The following is a 23888-nucleotide window of genomic DNA, read 5'->3' as shown; positions in this document are numbered from 1 at the left end:
GTCAAAACCCCCAAAAATATGGGCGCCAGCGTCAGTTGTTAAAAACACACACCCGCAAGCCCGCGCCCCGGCGTCGTACGACGGCCCCGAAGGCAGCGTCCCGCCGTCGACCGGCGGCAGGACGGCGGAGGGTGGTGAGCGGGCAGGCGGCGGTGAGCCGTCCGCCGATCCGTACGCCATCGGCCCCGACCAGCACGCCCGCCCGGACGACGAGGCGGCGCGCACCGACAAGGGGCTTCCCAAGCGACGACCGCGGAACGTGGCCCTCCGGGAGCCCGATCCACGGGAGCGGACGGGCTCGGTGAGCGCGGAGGAACTGCGGCGCCGGCTCGGTGGCTTCCAGCGCGGCGCCCGCGAGGGACACCGCGACGCCGCCGCCGAGCTCGCCGCGCGCGGCGAGCCCACGCGCGGCGAGCCCGCGCGAGGGCGCGGGGGACCAGCAGGACAAACGGGGGCGCAGAACGAGGGTGGCACGGTTGAGGAGGCACGCGGGTGAATGCGCCCAGTAGTACCTACGGGTTGAGTCGCGAGGCCCGTAATCTGCACTGGTTGCTGGCGAACCTGGTCGAGGAGGTGCCGGGCGTCCGTTCGGTCGTGGTCGTCTCGACCGACGGGCTGATGCTGCTCTCCTCCGACACACGGCATCACGCCGCGGCCGCGGCGGCCGATCCGTCGGTGCAGGACGGCCCCAAGGGCTCCAGCGCGGATCTGGCGACGATCGTCTCGGGGCTCGGCAGCCTCACGCTCGGCGCGGCGAAGCTGATGGACGCCGGTGGTGTCAAGCAGACGATGGTGGCGATGGACGAGGGCAGTCTGTTCGTCATGTCGATCAGCGACGGTTCGCTGCTGGGGGTGCACGCCACCCCCGACTGCGACATGACCGTCGTCGCCTATCACATGGCGCTGTTCGTGGGCCGGGCCGGACATGTGCTCACCCCCGAGCTCCGCAATGAACTACGCAGGTCGCTGGAGCACGCACAGTGACGACCGCCGGGTCCGACCGGCCCGCCCGTAAACCCGCTCGCGTACGTCCGTACTCACTCACCGGTGGCCGCACCCGCTCCGGCCATGTGCTGCTGGTGGAGACCTTCGTCGCGGCGCTGGAGTCTCCGGACGGACGGCTGGACCTGGCCCCCAGCGGGTTGAACTCCCGGATGCTGCCGGAGATCCGGGCGATCATCGAACTGTGCGCCAGGATGCGCTCCGTCGCGGAGGTCTCCGCGATGCTCAAGATCCCACTCGGTGTGGTGCGCGTCCTGCTCAGTGACCTGGCCGACCAGGGAAAGATCCGCGTCTACGGCACCGGGCGGGGCCCCGGCCAGCCGGACCGCGCGTTGCTCGAAAGGGTGCTCAGTGGACTTCGCAGGCTCTGAGACGATCACGGCGACCCCGCCGGCGACGTCGGAGATACCCGGGGCCGGGATACCCGGGGCCGAGGAGGTGCTCCAGAGGTGGCAGACGGACCGCTCCCGCGCGCCGATCGCCACCAAGATCGTGATAGCGGGAGGCTTCGGCGTCGGCAAGACGACCTTCGTCGGCGCGGTTTCGGAGATCACTCCGCTGCAGACCGAAGCGCTGATGACGCAGGCCAGCGAGAGTGTGGATGACCTCGAGGCGACGCCCGAGAAGCTGACCACCACCGTCGCGATGGACTTCGGCCGGATCACGCTGGAGAACGATCTGGTCCTGTATCTCTTCGGCACCCCCGGCCAGCAGCGCTTCTGGTTCATGTGGGACGACCTGATGCGCGGGGCCATCGGCGCGGTGGTGATGGTCGACACCCGGCGCCTGGACGAGAGCTTCCCTGCGCTGGACTACTTCGAGAGCCTCGGACTGCCGTATGTGGTGGCGGTCAACCACTTCGAGGGGACCCCGCTCTACCAGGCCGAGGACGTACGGGACGCGCTCTCCGTGGCGTCCTCCGTCCCCGTGGTGATGATGGACGCCCGGCGCCGGATCGCGGTCGTGGACGCGCTGCTGGAGCTGGTGAGGCACGCCGTTGACGTGTCACCCGAGTGACGTAACCTCTGCTCCGCCCGTGGGATGGAATGCTCCGTTCCTCTTTCCGGCCCGAGCGTGAGGGAGAGTCGACAGCCATGCGGACGATACTCATCGTGGGTGCCGGTCAGTCCGGCCTCCAACTCGCTCTCGGCCTCCAGTCCCAGGGCTACGAACTCACGCTGATGTCCAACCGGACGGCCGATGAGATCCGCGGCGGGCGGGTGATGTCCACCCAGTGCATGTTCCACACCGCGCTGGGACACGAGCGCGATCTGGGGCTCAACTTCTGGGAGGAGCGGGCGCCGCGGGTCGAGGGCCTCGGGGTCTCGGTCGCCGGGCCGTCGGCTCCCGGGGGCCATCCGCGGGTCGTCGACTGGGTCGGCCGGCTCGACGGCTATGCCCAGTCCGTCGACCAGCGGATCAAGATGGCCGGCTGGATGGAGACGTTCGAGCAGCGCGGCGGCCAGGTGGTCATCCACGGCGCCGCCGTCTCCGACCTGGACGTCCTCGTCAGGAAGTACGACCTGGTGCTGGTGGCCGCGGGCAAGGGCGAACTGGTCTCGCTCTTCGGCCGGGACGCCGCCCGCTCCCCGTACGACACCCCGCGGCGCGCCCTCGCGGTCGCCTATGTGCACGGTCTCGGCCCGCGCCCCGAACACCCCGACGTCGACGCGGTGCGCTGCAACCTCGTCCCCGGCGTCGGCGAGCTCTTCGTGATGCCCGCGCTCACCACCAGCGGCCGCGCCGACATCCTCTTCTGGGAGACCGTCCCGGGCGGTCCGGCCGACGCGTTCCAGGGCATCACCGACCCCTCGGAGCACCTGGAGCGCGTCCTGGAGCTGATGGAACACTTCACGCCCTGGGAGTACGCGCGCGCCACCAAGGTCGAGCTGACGGACGCGGGCGCCACGCTGTCCGGGCGGTACGCGCCGACCGTACGCCACCCGATCGGGCGGCTGCCGGGCGGCGGGCTGGTCCTGGGCGTGGCCGATGTCGTGGTGGCCAACGACCCGATCACCGGCCAGGGCTCCAACTCCGCGGCCAAATGCGCGGCGGCCTATCTGGAGAGCATCCTCGAGCGCGGCGACCGGCCGTTCGACGAGGAGTGGATGCGGACGACGTTCGACCGCTACTGGGAGAGCGCGCGGCACGTCACCAAGTGGACCAACGCGATGCTGGCCCCGCCGCCGGAGCACGTCGTGAACCTCCTCGGCGCGGGGTCCGCCTTCCCCGCCGTCGCCCACCGCATCGCCAACGGCTTCGACGACCCCTCCGACTTCGAGAACTTCTTCTACGAGCCGGAGAAGACGGCCGCCTATCTGGACGAGGTCAGGGAAGAGGCCGAGGCCGCTGAGGCCGCGGCCGCCGAAGCCGAAGCCGAAGCCGAGGCCGACGATGTGGCTGGGGCCGACGACGAGGCCGAGGTGGACGACCACGCGCCCGAGGCCGTCCGGTCCTTCCGCTGACACCGGCCGTAGCCGGAGCCGTCACCGCTTCTTGGCCACCGCGACCGGACCCGGGCGCACCACGCCCTGCAGCGGATTGGAGGCGAGCGGGGAGAGCTTCACCCGCTGGCCGGGGCGCGGCGCCTGGACCACCTGGCCGTTGCCCGCGTACATCGCCACATGGCTCGCCCCCTTGTAGTAGATCACCAGATCGCCGGGGCGCAGCTGGCTGAGCGGCACCCGGGGCAGCCGGCGCCACTGCTCCTGGCTGGTGCGCGGGATGGTCCGCCCGGCATACGCCCAGGCGGAGGAGGTCAGCCCCGAGCAGTCGAAGGAGTTCGGCCCCTCGGCGCCCCAGACGTACGGCTTGCCGATCTGGCTCAGCGCGTAGGCGAGCGCCCGCCGCCCGGCCTCCGCGGACGCCATTCCGGGGCGGCGGCCGGGGGACTGCTGGGGGCGGGGGTTGGGGCGGGGCGCGGTGACGGTGGCCACCGGGGAGGGGGCGCCCGCCCCCGGGGTGTCCCGGCCGCTTCCGGGGGCCGGGGCGGCGCCGGTGCCCGTGCCGCCGTCCGTGCCGCCGTTCGTGGTGGCGGGCGGGCCCGCGGCGCCGTTCGAGGTGCCGTTCGCGGGGCCGAGCGCGCCGGAGGCGAGCAGTTTGCGCTGGGCCTTCGCGGTCTCCTGGCGCTCGCGCTGCGCCACCTGGGCGATCTGCCGGGTGCTGAGCGTGGCCAGCAGCTTCTCGATGGAGCGGAGCTGCTTCTTCACCTTGTCTCGCTGTTTCTTCCGCTTCGCCGCCAGGGACAGCTGTTTGTCCAGCGCGGTCCGCGCCCGGGTGGCGATGGTGTCGGCGCGCCGCTCGCCCTTGGTCAGCCGCTGGATCAGGGCGGCCTCGCGGCCGGCCGCCCGGTCCAGCTCGCGCGCCTCGTCGGCGGCGTTCTCCGGATGCGGGGTGAGCAGGGTCAGCAGGAAACTGTAGGAGGAGAGCGCGCTGTGGCCCTGGTACTGCCGGCGGGCCAGCCGTCCGGCGTCGTCGTGGCTGACGGCGAGCTCCGTACGGGCGTGGACGAGCTGGGTCGTGAGCTCCCGGGTCCTGGTGCGCTGCTTGTGCAGCTTCTCCTCGGTCGCGTTGTACGCCTCCGTCGCCACCTCGGCCTTCCGGTACAGCGTCTTGAGCTGCGTCAGCAGCTCGGACACGGACCGGTCGGCGGGGCGGGCGGGGGCGGCCGACGCCTTGGCCGCCGGAACGGCGGGCACCAGCGCGGCGGCCGCGGTGATCGCCGCCGCGCAGACCGAGCCCACGATCCGTCCTGACACGTGATCACCTCCGGCTCCGAGACGCCTCTGTTCGGCGTCCAGCTCAGCAGGGATCGTGGCATGACGTTCGTATCTTCAGGAGAATTGTGGGCGAGTCGGACGAATACGGTCACCCGTCCGGCGGGCGGTCCGCCCGGCCCGACGGTCAGTTCGGCTTGGACCACGGCCACTTCGGCCCGCCACCCGGCTTCCCCTCCGGGTCGTACTCATAGGCCCAGCCCCGGACCAGGCCCAGCCGCTTGGAGGTGGCGGCGGGAACCCTGCGGTAGACATACACCGTCGGCGGCCCGCCCGCTTCGTCCTCCACCGGCACCTCGTAGGTCTTCGGCGGCTGGCCCGTGAGGCCGACCAGCACCGACAGCACCCGGCCGTCCAGCGGCCCGCCCACGAAGGGCGTCTCCTCGCTTCTCACGGCACGACCGTACGTCTCACGACGGCCGTTCGTCTCACGACGGCCGTTCGTCTCACGACGGCCGTTCGTCTCACGACGGCCGTTCGTCCTCACCGCGACCGTTCGTCTCACCGCGACCGTCTGTCTTGCCGCGACCGTACGTCCCACCGGCCGCGCTCGTCACAGGAGATGCGACGCCTCGCCCAGCGAGGGCACCACGCGGCGCGCCAGCCGTCCGACCGGCCCCTCGGCGGGCTCCATCCTGACCGCGGCCTTCATCACCCGGGCCGTCTGCGGATCGGTGGCCGCGGTGGCGGTCAGCATCGCCACGAACTGGTCCACCAGCCAGTCGCGCAGTTCCTCGAGCGACGGCCGCTTCTCCTCGTCCAGCCAGATCAACGAGGCCGCCTCGACGGCCGTGATCCAGGTGCGCACCATCATCCGCAGCCGCGCACCGGGCTCCTTGACCGCCAGATGGAGCAGGATCTCCTCGGCCGCGGCCCGCCGCACCTCGTCCACGATCGCGTTCGTGCGCGAGGTCTCGGCCACGCTGCCGCTCTGCAACAGCGCGCTGAACCCCGCGTCGTGCTCGTCCACAAAGCCCAGATAGCGGTCCAGCACCCGGCTCAGCCGGGCGCTGAGCGGACCGCTCCTGGGCTCCTCGAAGCACCGTTCCAGCTCATCGGCGGCGCTGCGCAGCGCCGCCTCGTACAACTGCTGCTTGCCGCCCGGGAAGTAGCGGTAGACCAGCGGACGGGAGGCCCCGGCGGCCGAGGCCACATCGTCCAGCGACACGTCCTCGGGCGCGCGGTGGGCGAAGAGGACGAGCGCGGCGGTGAGGAGTTCGGCGCGCCGCGCCTCGACGCTCAGCCTGCGATAGCTGCCCCGGCGCGCGGCCGGTGGGCTCGCGGTGTCCGGGGGCCGCGCGATGGCCGGTGGGCTCGCGGTGGCCGGGGGTTCCGCCGCCGGGCGCGCGGCGGCACTCGCCTCCGCCGGGGGTGTCGCCTCCGGGGGTGCCGGTGCGGTGCCGCTGCCTGTCGTCATGCCTGGCAGCGTAACCGCCCACCGTTAAGAAGCGGATGCCCCCTTCGGTCCGGCCCGAATGGGCCCTTGGGCCCGGCCGCCCAATGCCCCCTGGCCCCAGCCCCACGGGGTGTCCGCCGTGTGGCAGGGACTTCGCCCCTGGACCCGGGGGTCTGGGGCGGAGCCCCAGTTGAGGGAAGGGGCGGGGAGGGGAACAGCCCGCCGCGGGCGCCGCGATCCATCGGGCACCCCCTAGGCCAGCAGCCCCGAGCTCTTCCACAGTCGGCGGCCCACGCCCCGCATCACCCCGACGTCATCGAGGAATTCGGTGAGCTTGCGGGCGCCGTTGCGCATCACCTCGCGCCGATGGGCGCTGGCCCGCACTTGAGCGACGGCCGCGCGGCGGTCGAGTCCCACGTCCGTGTAGACCTTGGGGTTGATGAACGCCTGCGAGAAGATCCGGGAGAACTCCCCCGAACCGATCCGGGTCAGCTCCGCCTCCCAGCGCGGCGCCCGCAGCATCTGGCGGCGCAGTTCCTCGCGCGCGTACCGCACATGGCGGGCCTCCTCGACCACATGGATCCGGGTCACCCCGCGAATCAGCGGCTGAACGCGCTCGTCGGGGAAGGTCAGCCGCTGCATCCAGTCCAGGATCTCCTCGCCGAGGAGGGTCGCGGTGAACGAACCGGGCGTGGTGGAGAACGTCTTGAAGAACCGGCCCAGGTTGTGGTGGAGCGGGGCGACCGGATACGCCGGGGTGCCGCCCTTGGTGATCAGCCGCGCGAACATCTTGGAGTGGCGGCACTCATCGGCGATCTCGGTGAGCGCGTACCGCACATGAGCGCTGGTCGCGGGCTTGTCGTAGATGTGCCGGGTGAGCAGCTGGATCAGGATGATCTCGAACCATATGCCCAGGGAGGCGAGGGCCGCCGCCTCGTGCTGGGACAGCAGCAGCCGCTGCTCCTCCGACATCCGGCGCCACATGGGCGTGTCGTAGAGCGACACCAGCTCCGGTGGCCAGAACCACTTGCCGGGCTCGAACGGCGCGTCCCAGTCCAGTTCGGTGTCGGGGTCGAAGGAGTGCTTGGCGGAGGACTGGAGCAGCCGCTCCGCGACCCGTTCGCGGTCCTTGATCAGCCCGAGCGCGTCCCTGAGCGCGGGTGGTTCGGTCATGGTGGACATCGTCGAGGGCACCTCACTGATGGCTCGGACAGACTCCGGTGGGAACGGTTACCGGCGGATACCTCTTATGAGACTCTGTGTCAGCAAGGCCGTCAATCCCTTGGGGAGGTCTTATTGACCGCCGAGTAACGGACGTGTGAGCCTGCCGAGTACGCATCCGTTCACGGGGGAGCGAGGCGAAGGAGGCGTCGGTGGCGACGCAAGAGCTCTACGCGATGGATCCCGGAGACCCCCTCTGGCAGGTGCCCGCCGGCGGTGCCGCCCGATTCAGCTGGGAGTACGACGACCACCGGGCCCGGCTGCTCGCCCTCTACCAGAAGGGCAAGGACAAGCAGTGGGACGCGGTCAAGCGGATCGACTGGGGCCTGGACGTGGACCCGTACGATCCGCTGGGCACCCCCGATGAGTCGCTCGCCCTCTACGGCACCCGCCACTGGGACCGGATGACCGACCGGGACAAGGGCGAGCTGCGCCATCACGTCGCGGCCTGGCAGTTCAGCCAGTTCCTCCACGGCGAACAGGGCGCGATGGTGTGCGCGGCCCGGATCGTGGAGGCCGCGCCCGACCTCGACGCCAAGTTCTACTCCGCGACCCAGACCATGGACGAGGCGCGCCACGCCGAGCTGTACGGCCGTTTCCTGCACGACAAGCTCGGCACGGTCTACCCCATCAACACCGATCTGCGGACCCTCCTCGGCGACACCCTCCGCGACTCCCGCTGGGACATGGCCTACCTGGGCATGCAGGTGCTCATCGAGGGCCTCGCGCTCGCCGCGTTCGGCCTCATCCGCGACACCACCGACAAGCCGCTGCCCCAGCAGATCCTCGCCTACGTCATGCAGGACGAGGCCCGCCATGTCGCCTTCGGCCGGATGGCGCTGCGCGACTACTACCGGCAGCTGAGCGACGCGGAGCTGCGCGAACGCGAGGAATTCGTCATCGAGGGCTGCTACTTGATGCGCGACCGGCTGCGCGGTGTGGAGGTCCTGGAGAACTTCGGCATCCCGAAGGCCGAGGCCGAGGAGTACTGCGAGCAGTCGCAGTTCCTGCACATGTTCCGCAAGCTGCTCTTCAGCCGGATCGTGCCGTGTGTGAAGGACATCGGGCTGTGGGGCGAGCGGCTCCAGCGGGCGTATGTCGACATGGGCGTGCTGGAGCTGGGCGACAGCAACCTCGACCTGCTGATGCACCAGGACGAGGAGCTGGCCGAGCGGCTGGACCAGCAGCGCTTCGCGGCGGAGGAGTCGGCGCGCACGGGCGAGGTGGACGAGGCGATCGCGGAGGGGGCGGCCGAGGCGCAGGCGTGAGGGCACCGGGTGCGCAGGGTGCGCAGGAGGCACAGAGGGCGTGGAGGACAGGGGGAAATCACAGGTGACACCCCCTCAACCTCGCCCCCGCGCCCCGTCCTTGGTAGATTCATGATCACCGCCAGCGAAGAAGGCCGAGGTCATTGGGGTGACCTCGGTCCGGTGGCGTTCATATGCGTTCATATGAAGGAACGGCCGAAGGGTGCTCTCCACGGCGGTGGGGGGCACGCCTTTGTTCCGGCGTTCCGGAGGATGATGGTGGGGTGCGGATTCGAACGAGCACCAGTGAAGAACTCCCCGTTCTCCAGGACATAGAGCGCGCCGCCGGACTCTGCTTCCGGGACATCGGAATGGACGAAGTCGCCGATGACGAGCCCCTGAGCCTGGAAGAGCTGAGCCGCTACCAGCGCACCGGACGGGCCTGGGTCGCGGTGGACGACGCCGACCGGGCGATGGCGTACCTGATCACCGACCCCGTCGACGGAAACATCCATATCGAGCAGATCTCGGTCCACCCCGACAGCGCCCGCCGTGGCGTGGGACGGGCCCTGATCGACCACATCGCGGCGCGGGCCGCGGGCGACGGCGTCCCCGCGCTCACCCTGACCACCTTCGTCGACGTGGCCTGGAACGCCCCGTACTACGCCGCGCGATGCGGCTTCCGGGCCCTGACCGAGGCCGAGCTGACCCCCGGCCTGCGCGAGATCCGGCTCAGCGAGGCCGGTCATGGGCTGGACCGCTGGCCACGGGTGTGCATGCGCAGGGATGTGGGCTGAGCGGCCTCGCTGAAGTCCGGTGCGGTTCGGGTGCGCCCCGAAGGGGCGCGGGGCTGTGTCGATGTGCGGCTCCGCCGCGGCTGTGTCGATATGCGGCTCCGCCACGTGGGCGACCGGCCACGAAGCAGCCGCGGATGAACGACCGCACCTCGCGGCACCTCGCGCGGAGCGCTTAGCCGATACGCGGACATGGCACGGGGAGGACCCCGGAGGACCATGGCGGCCGGCAGGGGGACGGCCGCGAGGTGGCTGAGGCCGCCGCCTAAGCGCACAGCTCCTCCACCGCCCGCCCGAACGCCCGTAGCCGCGCGGTCTCGTCCGCCCGCCGCCACACCAGGCCGAGCATCGAGTCCGGCACCCCCTCGACCGCTACGAAGGTGATGTCCCGGCGGCGGTGGTACTCCGCCGTCGGGGCGCACAGCAGCATCCCGCCCAGGCCCGCCGCGACCGCCGCCAGCCCCTCCTGGAGCGTGTGCACCAGCGGCCCGCGCGGGATGGGCCGCCCGCCGGGGGTGACGGCGGGTGCCATGGCGTCGTGCCAGTAGCGCGGCGCGGGGGCGGACGGGCCGATCAGTGGGCAGTCGGCCAGCGCCTCGGCGTCCACCCGGCCGCGGCCCGCGAACGGATGGCGGGCCGGGACCACCACGGTCTGCGGCTGCTTGGAGAAGACCGGGCCGAGGACCAGATCGGGCTCGGTCACCGGCAGACAGACGATCGCGGCGTCCACCTCACCGGCCCGCACCGCGCCGAACGGATCGGCCAGCGGGATCTCCACGGTCGTCGGTTCACAGGCGGGATGGCGCTCCCGGAAGGCCGCGATGGCCGCGGTCACCTGTTCATCGGCGGCTCCCTGGAACCCGATCCGCAGCACGCCGTCCACCCCGCGCGCCGCTCCGCGGGCGCTCTCGAAGGCCCCGTACAGCGCCTCGTAGGCGGGCCGGAGCTCGGCCAGGAACCGCTCACCGAGCGGGGTCAGCCGCGCCCGGCGGCTGGTGCGCTCCAGTAATCGGGCGCCGATCCGGCGCTCCAGGTTCCGCAGCAGCTGGCTCACCCGGCTCTGCGAGACGTATAACCGCTCCGCCGCGCGGCCGAAATGGAGCTCCTCGCTCAGCACGAGGAAGCACTCCAGCTCGCGGATCTCCAACTCGGCCATGGCCTCCCACTGACGCTGACACCGTCACCGATCACCGACACCGATCACCGTCACCGATCGATGAGCCTCCACCGATTGATGAGGCTCGCTCATGGAAGGCTGAAAACTACGGCGTTGTTCCCGCAGGGGCACAGCTGTTCGCTAAAGACATGTCCAATAGCACGGAACTCAGCGCTCCGGCAGGCACATCCGGGTCACCTCCGGTGGTGCGCTCGCCGCTCAGAGCCCGGCTCGGGGCTTGGCTCGGGGCCTGGCTCGCCGTCGTCGCCGTCGCGGTCGGCACCTTCGCGGTGGTCACCACCGAGATGCTGCCGGTCGGCCTGCTCACCTCGATCGGCTCCGCGCTCCGGGTCTCGGACGGTACGGCGGGGCTGGCCATGACCGTGCCCGGCCTGGTCGCCGCGCTCGCCGCCCCGCTGCTCACCGTCACCGTCGGCCGCTACGACCGGCGGCTGGTGCTGTGCGGTCTGATGGGGCTGCTGGCCGTCGCCAATCTGCTCTCCGCGCTCGCGCCCGGCTTCGCCGTCCTGCTGTTCGCCCGGGTGCTGGTCGGGGTGAGCATCGGCGGGGTGTGGTCGATCGCGGGCGGGCTCGCGGTGCGGCTGGTGCCCGAGCGCTCCGCGGGCCACGCCACCACGCTGATCTTCAGCGGTATCGCGGTGGCCTCGGTGCTCGGGGTGCCGATCGGGACGCTCATCGGCGATCTGGTCCACTGGCGGGTCGCGTTCGCCGTCTTCGCCGTCCTCTCGCTGGCCGTTGCCGCCGCCATGGCCGTCACCCTGCCCCCGCTGCCCGCCACCGGCACCGTCCGGCTGCGCGAGGTGCCGGGCCTGTTCCGCAACGTCCGGCTGCGGACCGGCCTCATCACCACCCTGCTGCTGGTCACCGGCCACTTCGGCGCGTACACATACGTCCGCCCGGTGCTCGAGCATGTCGCCGGGGTCGGGACGGGGCTGATCAGCACCCTGCTGCTGGCGTACGGCGTGGCGGGCATCGCCGGGAACTTCCTGGCCGGCGCCACCGCCCACCGCGATCCGCGCCGCACCCTCGTGGTCATCTTCATCCTGCTGGCGGCGGCCGAGCTGCTGGTCCCGGTCGCCGGCGCCACGACGGCGGGGGCGGCCGTACTGCTGCTGGTGTGGGGGCTGGCGTACGGCGGGGTGTCGGTGACCTGCCAGACCTGGGTGCTGCACGCGGCACCGGACGCGCGGGAGGCGGCGTCGGCGCTGTACGTCGGCGTCTTCAACGTGGCGATATCGCTGGGCGCGCTGCTCGGCGGCCGGGCGGCGGACGGGATCGCGGTCCCCAGCGTCATGTGGTTCGGGGGCGCGCTGGTGGTCCTCGCCTTGGCGAACGTGGTGCTGTTCGGCAGACGGAGGTGAGGGGGCCGTCGCGGCTTCCGACGGGCGGGGCCGGAGGGACTACGGGGCCATGAGGCGCCGGGCCATGAGGGCCACGTCAGGCCAGGAGGGCCACGTCAGGCCATGTGGACCCGGCGATCAGGTGAGACCCTGAAACCAGGGGACTCGTCTGCGGGAGTGGGTCCACATGGCAGTGAGCATGCACGTGGTCTGGAGCAAGTGCGAGCCGGGACGCGTCATCTACGAGACGCATTCCATCGAGACGGTCACCGACGGCTCGGGCGTCCACGCGACCGTCGACAGCCATACGTACGAGATCTCCCTCCGCAGCCGGGCCCAGGCGGAGTCCATCGCGGACGAGGAGGGCTTCGAGCTGTACCGGAAGGGCGAGGCGTGGGAGAGCCTCCCCGAGGAGGAGGGGCTCTCCGAGGAGGGTTTTCCCGAGGGCCTTCCCGAGGAGAACGCATGAGTAAGGAGCAGCGCCCAGGACGCTGCTCCTTACCTGCAGCTGCCTACCTGCTGCTCCTTACCTGCCGCTGCTCACCTGCTGCTCCTTACGTCATGCTCTGCCGGGGCCCTCTCGCCGAGGGCCCGGACTCACTCCTCGCCGTCGTCACCGTGCCCCAGCAGGAAGTCCACATCCCGCCGCTCGGTGCCCGCCGCGCCGCCGACCGTGATCTGGCGGGTCGCCGGGGCGTAGCCGCTGGCCACCACCGTGTAGTGGTCGCCGGTGAGCGCCTCGAAGCCGAAGGACCCGTCCGCACCCGTGATGGCCTGGCCGACCACGTCCCCGGAGGCGTCCAGCAGCGAGACCCGCGCATCCCCGAGCGGCCGGCCGCCCCGGGCCCGTACGGTGCCCCGGACCCGGGCCGCGGGCGGCAGCTCGGCGTCCACGCGCACCGGCTCACCGGCGGTGAGCTCCACCTGGGTGGCGTACGGCCGGTGCCCGGCGGCGGCCACGGTCAGGGTGTACGTCCCCGGAGCCAGCTCCGGCAGCGCGAACTCGCCCTTCTCGTCGGCGGTCACCGACCCCGCGACCTCGCCCTCGGGCCCGGTGGCCGTGGCGGTCGCACCGGCCAGCGGCTCCCCGTCGACGGCCCGTACGGACCCGGTCAGCCCGCCCCCGCCGGACAGCCTCAGATCGCAGACGACCGGCAGATCCGAGACCAGCAGCGTGGCGGCCTGCGGCTGATGCCCGGCGGCCGAGCCGATGAGGACGACGCTCGCGGCGTCGGGCGCGGGCAGGTGGTACCGGCCGTCGCGGGCGGTGACCGTACGGCCGAGCTGACGGCCGCCCGTGTCGATGAGGGTGATGGCGGCGTCGGCGAGCGGGGTGTCGCCGGGGCCGAGGACACGGCCGTGAATGACGCTGCCGGTGAGGACGGGGAGGTCGTCGACGACCGTGGCGATAGAGGCGGCAGCGGCAGCCGGGACGCCCGCGGGAACGGAGTCAGCGACCGGAGCTGAATCAATCACAGGGGCTGACACAGGGGCTGAATCAGCCACCGGAGCCGAAGTGGCCAGGGGACCCGAGCCCGACACCCGCCCCCCGCGCCGCCGTCCGGGCAGGCAGAGGGCGATCAGCAGACCGCCGACCGAGGCGGCGCACGCCACCAGGAACGAGACCTTGAAGCCATCCTTGCTCGGCAGCGCCACTCCACCGAAGTCGATGGTCTGGTGCGCCAGGATGACGCCCACCACCGCGCTGGAGGTGGACATGCCGATCGACCGCATGAGGGTGTTGAGCCCGTTCGCCGCACCCGTCTCAGCGGCGGGGACGGCACTGACGATCAGGGTGGGCATCGCCGAGTACGCGATGCCGATACCGACGCCGAGCGCGGTGGAGAGCACCACGATCTGCCAGATGTGGTCGATCATGACGAGCCCGGCACCGTACGTCGCGCCGATGACGATCAGCCCGAGGACCAGCGAGACCTTCGGCCCGCTCGAGGCGTTGATCCGCGCGGACAGCGGGGAGACCAGCATCATCGCGACGCCCATGGGGGCGAAGTAGAGCCCCGCCATGACCATGGACTGGCCCAGGCCGTACCCGGTGGCCTCCGGCAGCTGCAGCAGCTGCGGAAGGATCAGCGACATCGCGTAGAACGAGAAGCCGACCATGATCGAGGTGAGGTTGGTCAGCAGTACCTGGCGCCGCGCCGTGGTCCGCAGATCGACCAGCGGCTCGGTGGTACGGAGCTCGAAGACGCCCCAGAGCAGCAGGATCACGACGGACGCGCCGAACAGCCCGAGCGTGGTGCCGCTCGTCCAGCCCCAGTCACCGCCCTTGGTGATGGGCAGCAGCAGACAGACGAGACCGGCCGTCAGCCCGAGCGCGCCGATGGCGTCGAAGCGGCTGGGGGTGCGGACGGAGGACTCCGGGACGACGGCGAGCACGAGGGCGATGGATATCGCGCCCAGCCCCGCGGCCCCGTAGAAGAGCGCATGCCAGTTGGTGTGCTGCGCCACGAACGCGGCGGCCGGCAGCCCCAGCGCGCCGCCGATGCCGAGCGACGAGCTCATCAGGGCCATCGCCGAGCCGAGCTTGTGCGGCGGAAGCTCGTCCCGCATGACGCTGATGCCGAGCGGAATGGCCCCCATGGCCCCGCCCTGGATGGCCCGGCCGATCACCATCACCACCAGGTCGGAGGTGACGGCGCAGGTCAGCGAGCCGATGACCATCAGCGCCAGCGAGACCATCAGCATCCGGCGCTTGCCGAACATGTCGCCGAGCCGCCCCATGACGGGCGTGGAGACGGCACCGGCGAGCAGGGTGGCGGTGACCACCCAGGACGCGTTGGAGCTGGTGGTGTGCAGCAGCTGGGGCAGCTCGGTTACCAGCGGAACGACCAGCGTCTGCATGACGGACACGGCGATGCCGCAGAACGCGAGCACCGCCACGAAGCCGCCGCCGACCTCCCGCGGGAGCGGCGTGCCGGACGGCGCGGCGCTCAGATGTTCCGCGACGCGAGGTGGGGCTGACTGGGGCATGCGAATGCCGCCTCCAAAGAAAGGTCAGGAGATTGATGGAAGCATGAGAGATGTGCATCCTACACAGGGTGTGTATCGTGCACACTTCCATTGAGGGGTGCGGGGGAGGCGAGGAGGAATCGTGCTGGATCGTCGGCTGGAGCGGCTGGAGCGGCTGGAGCGGCTGGAGCGCGAGCTGATGCTGGTGGCCAGGTGCTCAGTCCTGACCCCCCGCGAACGAAAGGGCCAGGCGACGGACCCCCAGGACCCCACCGCGCAGCCGGACACGGGCACAACCCCCGGCGCCGAATCGTGCATTCCCACCCGCCTGGACCGCTCCGGCTATCTGCTCCTCTCCCGCCTGGACGCCGAGGGCGCGATGACCATCGGCCAGCTGGCCGACGCGTTCCAGCTGGACGTCTCGACCGTCAACCGCCAGACCGGCGCCCTGCTCCGGGCCGGCCTCGTCGAACGCATCCCGGACCCGGAGGGCGGCCTGGCCCGCAAGCTCCGCGTCACCTCACGGGGCGCCGACCGCATGGCGGCGGAACGGACCTGCCGGCAGACCGACCTGTCCCGGCTCCTGGAATCGTGGCCCCCGGAGGACGTGGCCCGCTTCGAGGACGTCCTGACCCGCTTCAACCGCGAGGTGGAACGCCAGGAGGGCCGGGTCTGGCCACGGGAGACGGACGAGGCGGGCAGCGCTCCGGAATGAGGGCGCGGCGAAGAGCGTTGTGACGGACAAAGGCATGACGCTCGTCACACCCACCAAGGAGGCCAGGAAGAAATGTCCACCCCCGCTTCCCACCCGAAGACCACTGGCACGAGCGGCGGACACCGCGTGGACGTGGAGCGCGGCACGCAGCACGTCACGGTCACGATCGACGGCCGCGTCGTAGCGGAGTCGACCCGCCCCCTGCTCGTCCACGAGACCGGTCTCCCGGTCCGCTACTACCTCCCCCCGGAGGACGTGGACCTGACCCTCTTCGAGCCCACCGACACCCACACCATCTGCCCGTTCAAGGGCGAGGCGGCGTACTGGACCTACCGCGGCCCGGCGGGCGAGGGCGCGGAGCCGCGGCCGGACGTGGTGTGGGCGTACCCGCAGCCGATCGAGAAGGTGTCGGAGATCAAGGACCACCTGTCGTTCTACGACGAGGTGGCAAAGATCGACGTAGCAAAGTAAGAGAACAGGAACCGCCCAAACAAGAGCCCCACGAACCCCACGAGCCCCACGAACCCCACGAACCCCACGAACCCCACGAGCCCGACCCTGGCATCACCCAGTCAGGGGCCTTCCGGGAACCCCCCGGAGGGAACCCCTGACGCGTGCACATCCACGCGTACTCGTGGCTGGGCGAGAAGGAGCTGTTCGACCGGGAGGCCCTCCGCCGCCCGCCCGACCGCCCCCACCCGCCCGTCACGGCGGAGGACGAGGAGCGCTACCGCACGCTCCTGGAAACGTTCCGCCACTCGGAGCTCCCCCCACTGGAAACGTCCCTCTGGCTCCTGAAGTCCCCCACCCTCATCCGCGCCACCTTCGAAGAACCGAAGGACGCGGCGGCGTGGCTGGGCCGCGAACTGACCGAACACGCCCCCGGCTTCCTCTCCCGCCAGGAAGCCGACACGGCCCGCCAGGCCCGCCTGGTCACCACGGCCACGGACCGCCTCACCCACGGCACGGACGTCTCCTTCGGCTTCTACCTGGGCCGCACGTCGTTCCTCTCCCTGGCCCTGGTCACCTGCACCCCCAACCACTGGGTCCCGGATCTCCCCTGCCCCCTCACCCGGTGACCGAGACGTCCGACGCGGTCAGGGGGTCAGGCGAAGACGTCCGATTGGTATCGGAGCCACTGTTTGGGGTGTGTTGTGTGTACTGGGCTGGTAGATACGGTGTTTGGGGGCCTCTCGGTTGTGGATCGTCCCCATGTGTGCGCTCTTGCTCCTGTGGAGGTACTGCCCGTATGACACCCCGGCCTGTGACCGGTGCCGCACGTCCCCGCATCAGCGACCCCGGTCTGGGCCGGTTGAAGACGGTCCTCGGTGGCTGGCGTGGTTCGCTGCTCGACATGGGCGGACGAAACAGACTGCTGAACTTCCGCCACACGAGGACCGCGACCCTGGAAATCACCTCGCCCGATGCCGCTGCCGTGCTCCATGGTCTGGCGCGGGGCTGGGACTTCGCACTCATCGAGGAACGCGAGGACGACGGCGACGACGGGCGCGATGAGGCAGCTCAGGAGGCGCTGTTCTTACGGGGAAGTCGCGGAGCGATACCAATCGGCGGACTCATCACCCAGAAGACCCGGCAGACGGCGCTGGACGGGGCTCTCCGCCTTCTACGCAACAAGTCCGCCCAGATGTACAACGACTACGGTTTGTGGGTGCTGTGGCTTGGCGTGGGCATGCTCGACTGGCGGGAAGTGGGTGCGCAGGAGACAAGCTCGGCCCCGCTGCTGCTCGTCCCGGTGGAGCTGCGCCGCGATGGGCGGACCGGTCAGGCCCGACTGTATCCGGCGGAGGGCCAGGAGCCGGTCCACAATCCGGCCCTGGAAGTGAAGTGCGACCGGCTGGGCATCGACTGGTCACCGGTGACGGGCAAGGACGTCACCGAACTCGGCCCGGTACTCACCGCGGCGCGACACATCGCCGACGGGCAGGACGGCTGGTCGGTCGACGAGCGGGTAGTACTCGGCCTCTTCTCCTCGTACAAGGAGGCGATGTACCAGGACCTCCAGCAGAACGAGGACCGCATCCTCGCCCATCCTCTGGTACGTGCGGTCGGGCTCGGCCCCGATTCGGAACTTCCGCCGGACGCGATCGAGTTCGAGCCCCCTGAGCTCGACCATATCGACGAGATCCAGCTTCCGGAGCGGACCCCTCTGGTCCTCAACGCCGACGCGTCCCAGCGTCAGTGCGTCGCCGCGGCCCTCGGCGGGCGTTCCTTTGTGATGAACGGCCCGCCCGGAACGGGCAAGAGTCAGACCATCACCAACATGATCGCAGCACTGATGTACGAGGGCCGCACGGTGCTCTTCGTCAGTGAGAAAGCCGCCGCCCTCGACGTCGTACGCAACCGGCTGCGCGAAGTCGGGCTCGGGGACTTCGCCCTCTCCCTGCACAGTGGTGACACCGCCAAGAAGGCCGTGGCGATGGAACTCGCCCGTGTGCTCACCACCGAGGCGCGGGTCACTGGAGCCGCCGAGCACGAACTGGAGCGGGCACGTCGGCTGCGCGAGGAGCTGTCCCGCTATGCGGCGGCGATGAACCAGGTGCGTGAGCCGCTGGGGCGCACCTTGCACGACGTTCTGGGACGTGTGGTTCTCCTCGAACAGGACGACACTCCTCGGCTTCCCCTGAGCGCCGCCCACCGAGAGGCCGTCGGCGTCTTGAGCGCCGGGGCTCTGCAAGATGCCACCGCGGCCGCCCAAGCCATCAGCCGCGCCTGGCGGCCGGCGGTCGAAGGGGAGGCGTTCATCTGGCGCGGGCTGGTGGGTTCCACGGCGATGACGGCGGCGTCGGAGGCTGCCGAGGCGCTGACCGCGCTGCGTATAGCCGGTGAACGCAGGCCTTTCGCGGTGGCGATCGACGAACCTCATACCGTGCATGACCTCGAACGGACTGTGGAATCACTCCGTGCTGGGCTGCCGGACCGCGATCCGGCCCCGCCCAGCGCACTTCCCGAAGACGTCTCGGGCACGCTCGCTCAGCTCGCGGATCGCCTCGGGGCCCGTGAGCCGGTCACGCCCGAGGATGCGTTCACGCTGTTCGCGCTGACGGATCTGGCCTCTGCCGCCGAGCGACCGCCGTGCGCATGGTTCGGCACGGAAACGCGTCGCGAGGCCCATACGGCCGCAGAGGAACTGCACCGCGCGCTCGCTGTACTTGCCGAGGCGCGCGGTGGTGCCGACGACGTCTTCGGGGAGCAGATCCTCACGGCGGCAGAGCTTCCGGAACTCGTACGGCGTTTCGCGGAGCAGCATCGCGGCATCACGGGCCGGTTCTCCGCGCAGTACAAGGTCGACCGGGCGGCTGTCGCGGCGCTCACCCGGGATGGTGTCTGGCACAAGAGGCTCATCGGGCGCCTCGACCACGCTCTGGCCTGGCAGCGGGCCGCCGTCGAGGTGGCTCGCCTCGCCGACCGGCACGGCGGGCTCCTCGGCCGCTACACGCCCCGTACCGAAGCGGACCTCCCCGCCCTCGACCGGGCACTGGCCACCGCGGATCGAATCGCGGGTCTCTCCGGAGGTATCGAGCACCAGGACAAGATCGCCTCGTATCTCGCCGACGGCGGCTCCACCCCTGACCCGCTGCCGGGACTACTGGCCGGGAGCGCACGGGACTCCTTGACCGAATGGTGCGACGCCGTGGCGCACCGCGTCGCTCGCTGGTCGGACGCGGTCACCACACTTCTCGGTCTCTTTGATGACGCCCGGCGCGCGCACCTTTCCCCCGCGCTATTGGGCACCTTCGAGCAGGCCCAGCAGGTCGTGGACGCCCTCCTGGCGGACCCACAGGGCCCGGAGGAGTGGCAGGCGTACCGCGACGGACTGGCCGTGCTGGCCCGCCACCATGTCGATGAACTGGTGCCCCGTGCGGCGGAGCGCGGTATCCCCGCGGAACGGCTGTCCGACGTCGTAGAACATGCCCTGCTCAAGGCATGGGTGGACCGGCTCCTCGACACCGACGAGAGGCTCCGCACGACGCGCTCCGCTGACCTGGACGCGCGGGTCGCCGACTTTCAAGAAGCCGACCGCCGCCTTGTCGAGGCGGCCGGCGGCGCGGTCATCGAGGCATGCAATCGGCGCAGGCCCCGCAATTTCGGCAGCGGAGCGGGCCGGGTGATCATCCGGCAGGCGGAGCTGCAGCGTCGCCATATGCCCGTGCGGGAACTGCTCGGCCGCACCAGGGAGGTGGTCCGGACGATCAAGCCGTGCTTCATGATGAGCCCACTGACCGTCAGCCAGTTCCTGCCGCCCGACTACCACTTCGACGTCGTCATCTTCGACGAGGCGTCCCAGGTGCGCCCCGGCGACGCGGTCAACTGCATCTACCGGGGTGGTTCTCTCGTCGTCGCCGGCGATGAGAAGCAGCTTCCCCCGACGTCGTTCTTCGACGCGGCCGTCGAAGACGACAGTGATGAGTACGACGAGGACGTGCCCGACTCCTTCGAATCCCTGCTCGATGCCTGCAAGGCCGGAGCCCTGAACGTCCTTCCCCTGCGTTGGCACTACCGAAGCCGCCATGAGGATCTGATCACCTTCAGTAACCGGGAGTTCTACCAGAACTCGATGGTGACCTTCCCCGGCGCCACGGACGAGGGGAACGACGTGGGCGTCGGCTTTTTCCCGGCGGGCGGTACGTACGACCGGGGCGGACGACGGGACAACCGGATCGAAGCGGAAGCCGTGGCAGAGCGTGTCATCCACCACTTCGACACCCGCCCCGGCCGCACCCTCGGCGTCGTCGCCCTGTCCCAGGCCCAGGCATCCGCGATCGAAATGGCGGTCCAGCAGGCACTTCTGGCACGACCCGACCTCGACCACTGCTTTACCGAGGACCGTCTGCACGGCTTCTTCGTCAAGAACCTTGAATCGGTACAGGGCGACGAACGTGACGTCATGATCATGTCCATCGGATACGGCCCCGACGAGAACGGCAAACTCGCCCTCAACTTCGGCCCCATCAACAAGGACGGCGGCTGGCGCCGGCTCAACGTGGCCGTCACCCGCGCTCGCCACCGCATGGAGGTCGTCGCGTCCTTCCACGGCGGCAGCCTCGGCGACAGCCAGAACAAGAGTGTCCAGCACCTCAAGCGCTACCTCCAGTACGCCGAGAACGGCCCCGACGTCCTCGCCCAGGACGTGGTGCAAGCCGCCGACGCCGAGCCCGAGAGCCCCTTCGAGGAATCGGTGTTGAGGGTGCTGCGTGGCTGGGGGTACGAGGTCCAGCCGCAGGTCGGCGTCGCCGGATTCCGAATCGACATGGGCCTGCGCCACCCCGCCGCACCCGGCACGTACGCCCTGGGCATCGAGTGCGACGGGGCGATGTACCACTCCTCCAAGGTGGCCCGCGACCGCGACCGGCTGCGCGAAGAGGTCCTCCGAGGACTGGGCTGGAAACTCCACCGCATCTGGGGCACGGACTGGTATCGAGGGAGGGCCGCCGCCGAGGAGCGGCTGCGGAAGGCCGTCGAGCGGGCCGTGGCGATGGACCCGCTGACTGCCTCGGCCGACGAGCCGCCACCTCCCGCGCAGACCCACCCCGCTGTCCCGGCCCAGCAGAAGCCGAGCCCGGGCCCCGGTCCCACCGCCGTGGACCACGAGCGGGTCCCCGTCGACACAGAGCCCGACCGCCCCTGGAGCGCCCCGTACGCGGTGCGCGAGGTATATGTGACGCCGTCGGCCGAACTCCACAGCCCAGAGGCCCGGCCCGCGCTGCGCCGGATCCTGACCCAGGTCATCGAGGCGGAAGGCCCCATCCACGAAGAACTGCTGGTGCAGCGCGCCCGTGAAGCGTGGGGGGTGGCCCGAGCGGGCTCCAGGATCCGCGAGAACATCAGGCAGGTGGCGCGTGGCCTGGGCCGGGCGGGCAACGTCAGCGTGGAGGGCGACTTCCTTGACACGGCGGACCGACAGAGCCTCAAGGCCCGCCACCCGGCGCCCGGCACCGCCCCACGCCAGGTGGCCCACATCGCCCCGGCCGAACGACGGCTCGCCCTCCAAGGGCTGGCGGCCGAATGCCCCGGGATGTCGCGTGAGGAGCTGCTGCGCCAGGCCTGCGATTTCTTCGGCTGGCGACGCCTTGGCCAGGACATCCGTGCCGCACTGGAAGCGGACGTCGCCGAGCTGTACGCACAGGGCGTGCTCGTGGAAGCGGAGGGACGGATCACGGTGACGCAATGAGGCCGATCCGCAGCCCGGCGGGCTCCGGAAGCAGGTAAGACCATCTCAGCCCACCGGCTCCGTGGTCCTGGCCTCGGCCTGGACGAGTTCGCGCAATTTGGCACGTGTCTCGGCGTCCGTAGAGTAGATCACGGTACCCACCATTCCCCGGGTGAGCAGCACCTTGTAGGTGTTGCGGATCAGTCCCGCCACCACGTCGTCTGGGGTGGATTTCTTGAATACCGGGTCCTTGGATGCCGTACGGTCGACAACCCAGCGGCCATCGCGCCACACGAGGTCCGGTCCCAGGATGACGCCGCTCCAGTCGTACTCGAAGCCCTGCGCCGTATAGACACAGCCGACCTGGCCGAACCCGGCCGGGTCCGTCGCCCACAGCGCGGACGGAGGCGCTCCCGCCACCGCTCGCTCCCCGTAGACATTCCATGGCCGGGCCCAGGTCCCGATGGCGACATCCGCAGGGAGCGGCTGACCGGGTGCGATCTTCGTGGTCCACCTCCAGCAGTACCCGGCGGACATGCGGGCGCTGTACCCCTCGGCACGCCGGTCCTCGAGGAACTCCTCCATCTGTTCGGGCGTTTCCGCGACCGTGAGCTGCATTTTCGCGTCCGGCTCCCATGGAACCGGTCCGCCCTGCTTCAGGTCCAGCAACCGCAGCACCCACCGCAGGTAGGCGTCACTGCCCCCGCAGCGGAACTGGCTGTCGAGTGATACCACGGTGCATCGCAGGCCCTTTCGGGCCGCAGCCGCTTTGATCTCTCGCTCAGAGCCCATCTCACCAGGACGAACGATTTGGTGGTCGTCGAGCAGGAACACCGGCACGCGTGCGGCGTCGATCAGTTCGTCCACTTGCGGCTTGTCGGTGCGGTTCTCCGCCGGCGTATAGCGGTTGGCCGAGGTCAGGCGCATTCGATGTGCCTCATCGCAGATGAGGACGTCGAAGTCATTGCGTTCGGCGGTCATGAAGCTGTTGAAGTACTTGAAGAGGTCCTGCACTTCGCGCTTCCGGGCACCCGCCACCTTGCGCATGGTCTTGGTGAACGACGCGGATCCGGTGGCGTGTAGAGCCGACCTGCCCTGCCGGTACAGCTCTCCTAGCAGGGACAGCGCGATGACGCTCTTTCCACTGCCGGGGCCGCCGGTTACGACGATGACTTCCTTGCTGTCGGAGCGCTGCGCGTTCCGGACCGCCTTGAGTACCAGTTCATACGCCAGCTTCTGCTCACTCAGCAATTGGAACTGTTCCCGATCGCGCACCTCGGCCGCGGCCACCCTGATGAGCTGGGTCGATGGCTTGACCGCCGCGTTCCGGAGCGCGTCGGCGGCGAGAGCGCCGGATGCCGCCGCTAGGTGATCCCGGAGAAACTCGATGAACTCGCCACGCCTGTCGCCGGTGAAGAACCGCCCGCGGGGGCTCTGCCCGGCGTCATCCAGCCCACTGACACCGAACTCCGTTGCGTTATGCAGATACGCGGCCCCGACGATCCGATGCTCGTGTCCGTCGAGCGTCCCGTTGAACTGCGCAAGATAGTCGCAGTATCCCCGAACCTGCTCGATCGGGTTGAGCGCTGGCCTGGTGTGCATTCCGGCGACATGGCAGAGGTTGGGGGAGTCCTCGTCGGGATAGGCCTCGGTCCACTGCTTCAGTTCGACGACGACGTAGGAGGGTTCACCGGTTTTCGGGTGCACCCCGGCGAGTATCGCGTCAGCCCGCTTGCTGGTGAGCGGCAGCGTGTACTCGATCATCATCTCCACGTCATCCAGCCCAGCCTCCAGCAGCGCGCTCACCAGGGCGGGGATGGAGTGCTTCCACGAGCGGACCTCAGCCTCGGAGGGCTTGTGGCTGTGTGTGTGGACGAAGCGGTCGTTCAGGCGGAAGTACAGCGTCCCGGAGTGCATCTCGGCAGCAACCGAGGCAACGGATTCGCGGATCAGCAAGGAAGGCCCCCAGGCAGCACGCAGTGGCTGAAGCGGGTGGGGGCATGTCCTCTGATTCCCGCCCGGGCGGTGCCCGGGAGGAGCGGAAGCCCGGCGGGCCGCATGAATTTCGGTCTCAACTCTAG

19 protein-coding genes and 1 pseudogene are annotated in these 23888 nt (G+C 70.3%); 13 read left to right on the top strand and 7 right to left on the bottom strand.

All coding sequences use genetic code 11. The features are described from left to right. The 5 genes and pseudogenes from ACFXB5_RS03335 to ACFXB5_RS03315 all read left to right on the top strand — a co-directional run. Positions 1–496 (top strand): annotated as a pseudogene (locus ACFXB5_RS03335) (histidine kinase); the annotation flags it as partial. Next, positions 493–984: a roadblock/LC7 domain-containing protein gene (locus ACFXB5_RS03330; RefSeq protein WP_121824831.1), complete on the top strand. Its 492-nt coding sequence runs from the start codon at positions 493–495 to the stop codon at positions 982–984. The pseudogene ACFXB5_RS03335 and the gene ACFXB5_RS03330, both read left to right, overlap by 4 nt. Further along, entirely contained in the window at positions 981–1373 is a 393-nt protein-coding gene (locus ACFXB5_RS03325) for a DUF742 domain-containing protein (protein ID WP_385201876.1), read from the top strand. Before ACFXB5_RS03330 ends, ACFXB5_RS03325 begins: the two co-directional genes overlap by 4 nt. A gap of 34 nt (positions 1374–1407) precedes the next feature. Beyond that, positions 1408–2019 (top strand): ATP/GTP-binding protein, encoded by a 612-nt coding sequence (locus tag ACFXB5_RS03320; RefSeq protein ID WP_385201883.1) that lies wholly within the window; start codon positions 1408–1410, stop codon positions 2017–2019. Between the two features lie 77 nt (positions 2020–2096). Continuing rightward, positions 2097–3467, top strand: a complete 1371-nt coding sequence (locus ACFXB5_RS03315; protein WP_385201874.1) for a styrene monooxygenase/indole monooxygenase family protein — start codon at positions 2097–2099, stop codon at positions 3465–3467. Positions 3468–3488: 21 nt separating this feature from the next. Here the strand turns inward: ACFXB5_RS03315 and ACFXB5_RS03310 are convergent, their stop codons facing one another. The 4 genes from ACFXB5_RS03310 to ACFXB5_RS03295 form a co-directional block, all read right to left on the bottom strand. Then, positions 3489–4760 (bottom strand): NlpC/P60 family protein, encoded by a 1272-nt coding sequence (locus ACFXB5_RS03310; protein ID WP_385201872.1) that lies wholly within the window; start codon positions 4758–4760, stop codon positions 3489–3491. Between the two features lie 145 nt (positions 4761–4905). Continuing rightward, positions 4906–5172, bottom strand: coding sequence for a hypothetical protein (locus tag ACFXB5_RS03305; protein ID WP_138913838.1), 267 nt, complete (start codon positions 5170–5172; stop codon positions 4906–4908). A 159-nt stretch (positions 5173–5331) separates the two neighbouring features. Further along, positions 5332–6195 carry a TetR/AcrR family transcriptional regulator gene (locus ACFXB5_RS03300; protein ID WP_385201870.1) on the bottom strand — a complete coding sequence of 288 codons (864 nt, stop codon included), beginning with the start codon at positions 6193–6195 and terminating at the stop codon, positions 5332–5334. A gap of 231 nt (positions 6196–6426) precedes the next feature. Then, entirely contained in the window at positions 6427–7356 is a 930-nt protein-coding gene (locus tag ACFXB5_RS03295; RefSeq protein ID WP_037951122.1) for a diiron oxygenase, read from the bottom strand. Between the two features lie 191 nt (positions 7357–7547). On the opposite strand from ACFXB5_RS03295, the gene ACFXB5_RS03290 reads away from it, so the two are divergent. Both ACFXB5_RS03290 and ACFXB5_RS03285 read left to right on the top strand, forming a co-directional pair. Beyond that, positions 7548–8663, top strand: a complete 1116-nt coding sequence (locus tag ACFXB5_RS03290) for a ferritin-like domain-containing protein (RefSeq protein WP_385201868.1) — start codon at positions 7548–7550, stop codon at positions 8661–8663. Between the two features lie 263 nt (positions 8664–8926). After that, positions 8927–9439: a GNAT family N-acetyltransferase gene (locus tag ACFXB5_RS03285; RefSeq protein ID WP_385201867.1), complete on the top strand. Its 513-nt coding sequence runs from the start codon at positions 8927–8929 to the stop codon at positions 9437–9439. A 262-nt stretch (positions 9440–9701) separates the two neighbouring features. On the opposite strand, the gene ACFXB5_RS03280 is transcribed toward ACFXB5_RS03285, so the two are convergent. Further along, entirely contained in the window at positions 9702–10592 is an 891-nt protein-coding gene (locus ACFXB5_RS03280; protein WP_385201865.1) for a LysR family transcriptional regulator, read from the bottom strand. 149 nt (positions 10593–10741) lie between these two features. On the opposite strand from ACFXB5_RS03280, the gene ACFXB5_RS03275 reads away from it, so the two are divergent. Further along, complete coding sequence (locus tag ACFXB5_RS03275) at positions 10742–11974, top strand: MFS transporter (protein WP_385201863.1); 1233 nt, start codon at positions 10742–10744, stop codon at positions 11972–11974. Between the two features lie 166 nt (positions 11975–12140). Beyond that, positions 12141–12422 (top strand): hypothetical protein, encoded by a 282-nt coding sequence (locus tag ACFXB5_RS03270; protein WP_385201861.1) that lies wholly within the window; start codon positions 12141–12143, stop codon positions 12420–12422. Positions 12423–12550: 128 nt separating this feature from the next. On the opposite strand, the gene ACFXB5_RS03265 is transcribed toward ACFXB5_RS03270, so the two are convergent. Continuing rightward, complete coding sequence (locus tag ACFXB5_RS03265) at positions 12551–14944, bottom strand: MFS transporter (RefSeq protein ID WP_385201859.1); 2394 nt, start codon at positions 14942–14944, stop codon at positions 12551–12553. Positions 14945–15122: 178 nt separating this feature from the next. Between ACFXB5_RS03265 and ACFXB5_RS03260 the strand changes: the two genes are divergently transcribed. The 4 genes from ACFXB5_RS03260 to ACFXB5_RS03245 all read left to right on the top strand — a co-directional run bounded on the left by ACFXB5_RS03260 (position 15123) and on the right by ACFXB5_RS03245 (position 21828). Continuing rightward, the gene (locus ACFXB5_RS03260) at positions 15123–15638 is read left to right on the top strand and encodes a MarR family winged helix-turn-helix transcriptional regulator (protein WP_385201881.1); all 516 of its coding nucleotides are present in this window, start codon (positions 15123–15125) and stop codon (positions 15636–15638) included. Positions 15639–15710: 72 nt separating this feature from the next. Then, positions 15711–16109, top strand: coding sequence for a DUF427 domain-containing protein (locus ACFXB5_RS03255; protein WP_164428149.1), 399 nt, complete (start codon positions 15711–15713; stop codon positions 16107–16109). 143 nt (positions 16110–16252) lie between these two features. Further along, complete coding sequence (locus ACFXB5_RS03250; RefSeq protein ID WP_385201857.1) at positions 16253–16717, top strand: hypothetical protein; 465 nt, start codon at positions 16253–16255, stop codon at positions 16715–16717. Between the two features lie 170 nt (positions 16718–16887). Continuing rightward, positions 16888–21828, top strand: a complete 4941-nt coding sequence (locus ACFXB5_RS03245) for a DUF3320 domain-containing protein (protein WP_385201856.1) — start codon at positions 16888–16890, stop codon at positions 21826–21828. 45 nt (positions 21829–21873) lie between these two features. Here ACFXB5_RS03245 and ACFXB5_RS03240 read toward each other — a convergent pair whose 3' ends face one another. Next, positions 21874–23763 (bottom strand): DNA/RNA helicase domain-containing protein, encoded by a 1890-nt coding sequence (locus ACFXB5_RS03240; RefSeq protein WP_385201855.1) that lies wholly within the window; start codon positions 23761–23763, stop codon positions 21874–21876. Positions 23764–23888: the final 125 nt, after the last annotated feature.

Origin of the sequence: Streptomyces sp. NPDC059455, from assembly GCF_042750115.1 — a bacterium.
Classification (GTDB): Bacteria; Actinomycetota; Actinomycetes; order Streptomycetales; family Streptomycetaceae; genus Streptomyces; species Streptomyces endocoffeicus.
This window is presented reverse-complemented; position numbering and strand designations above follow the sequence as displayed.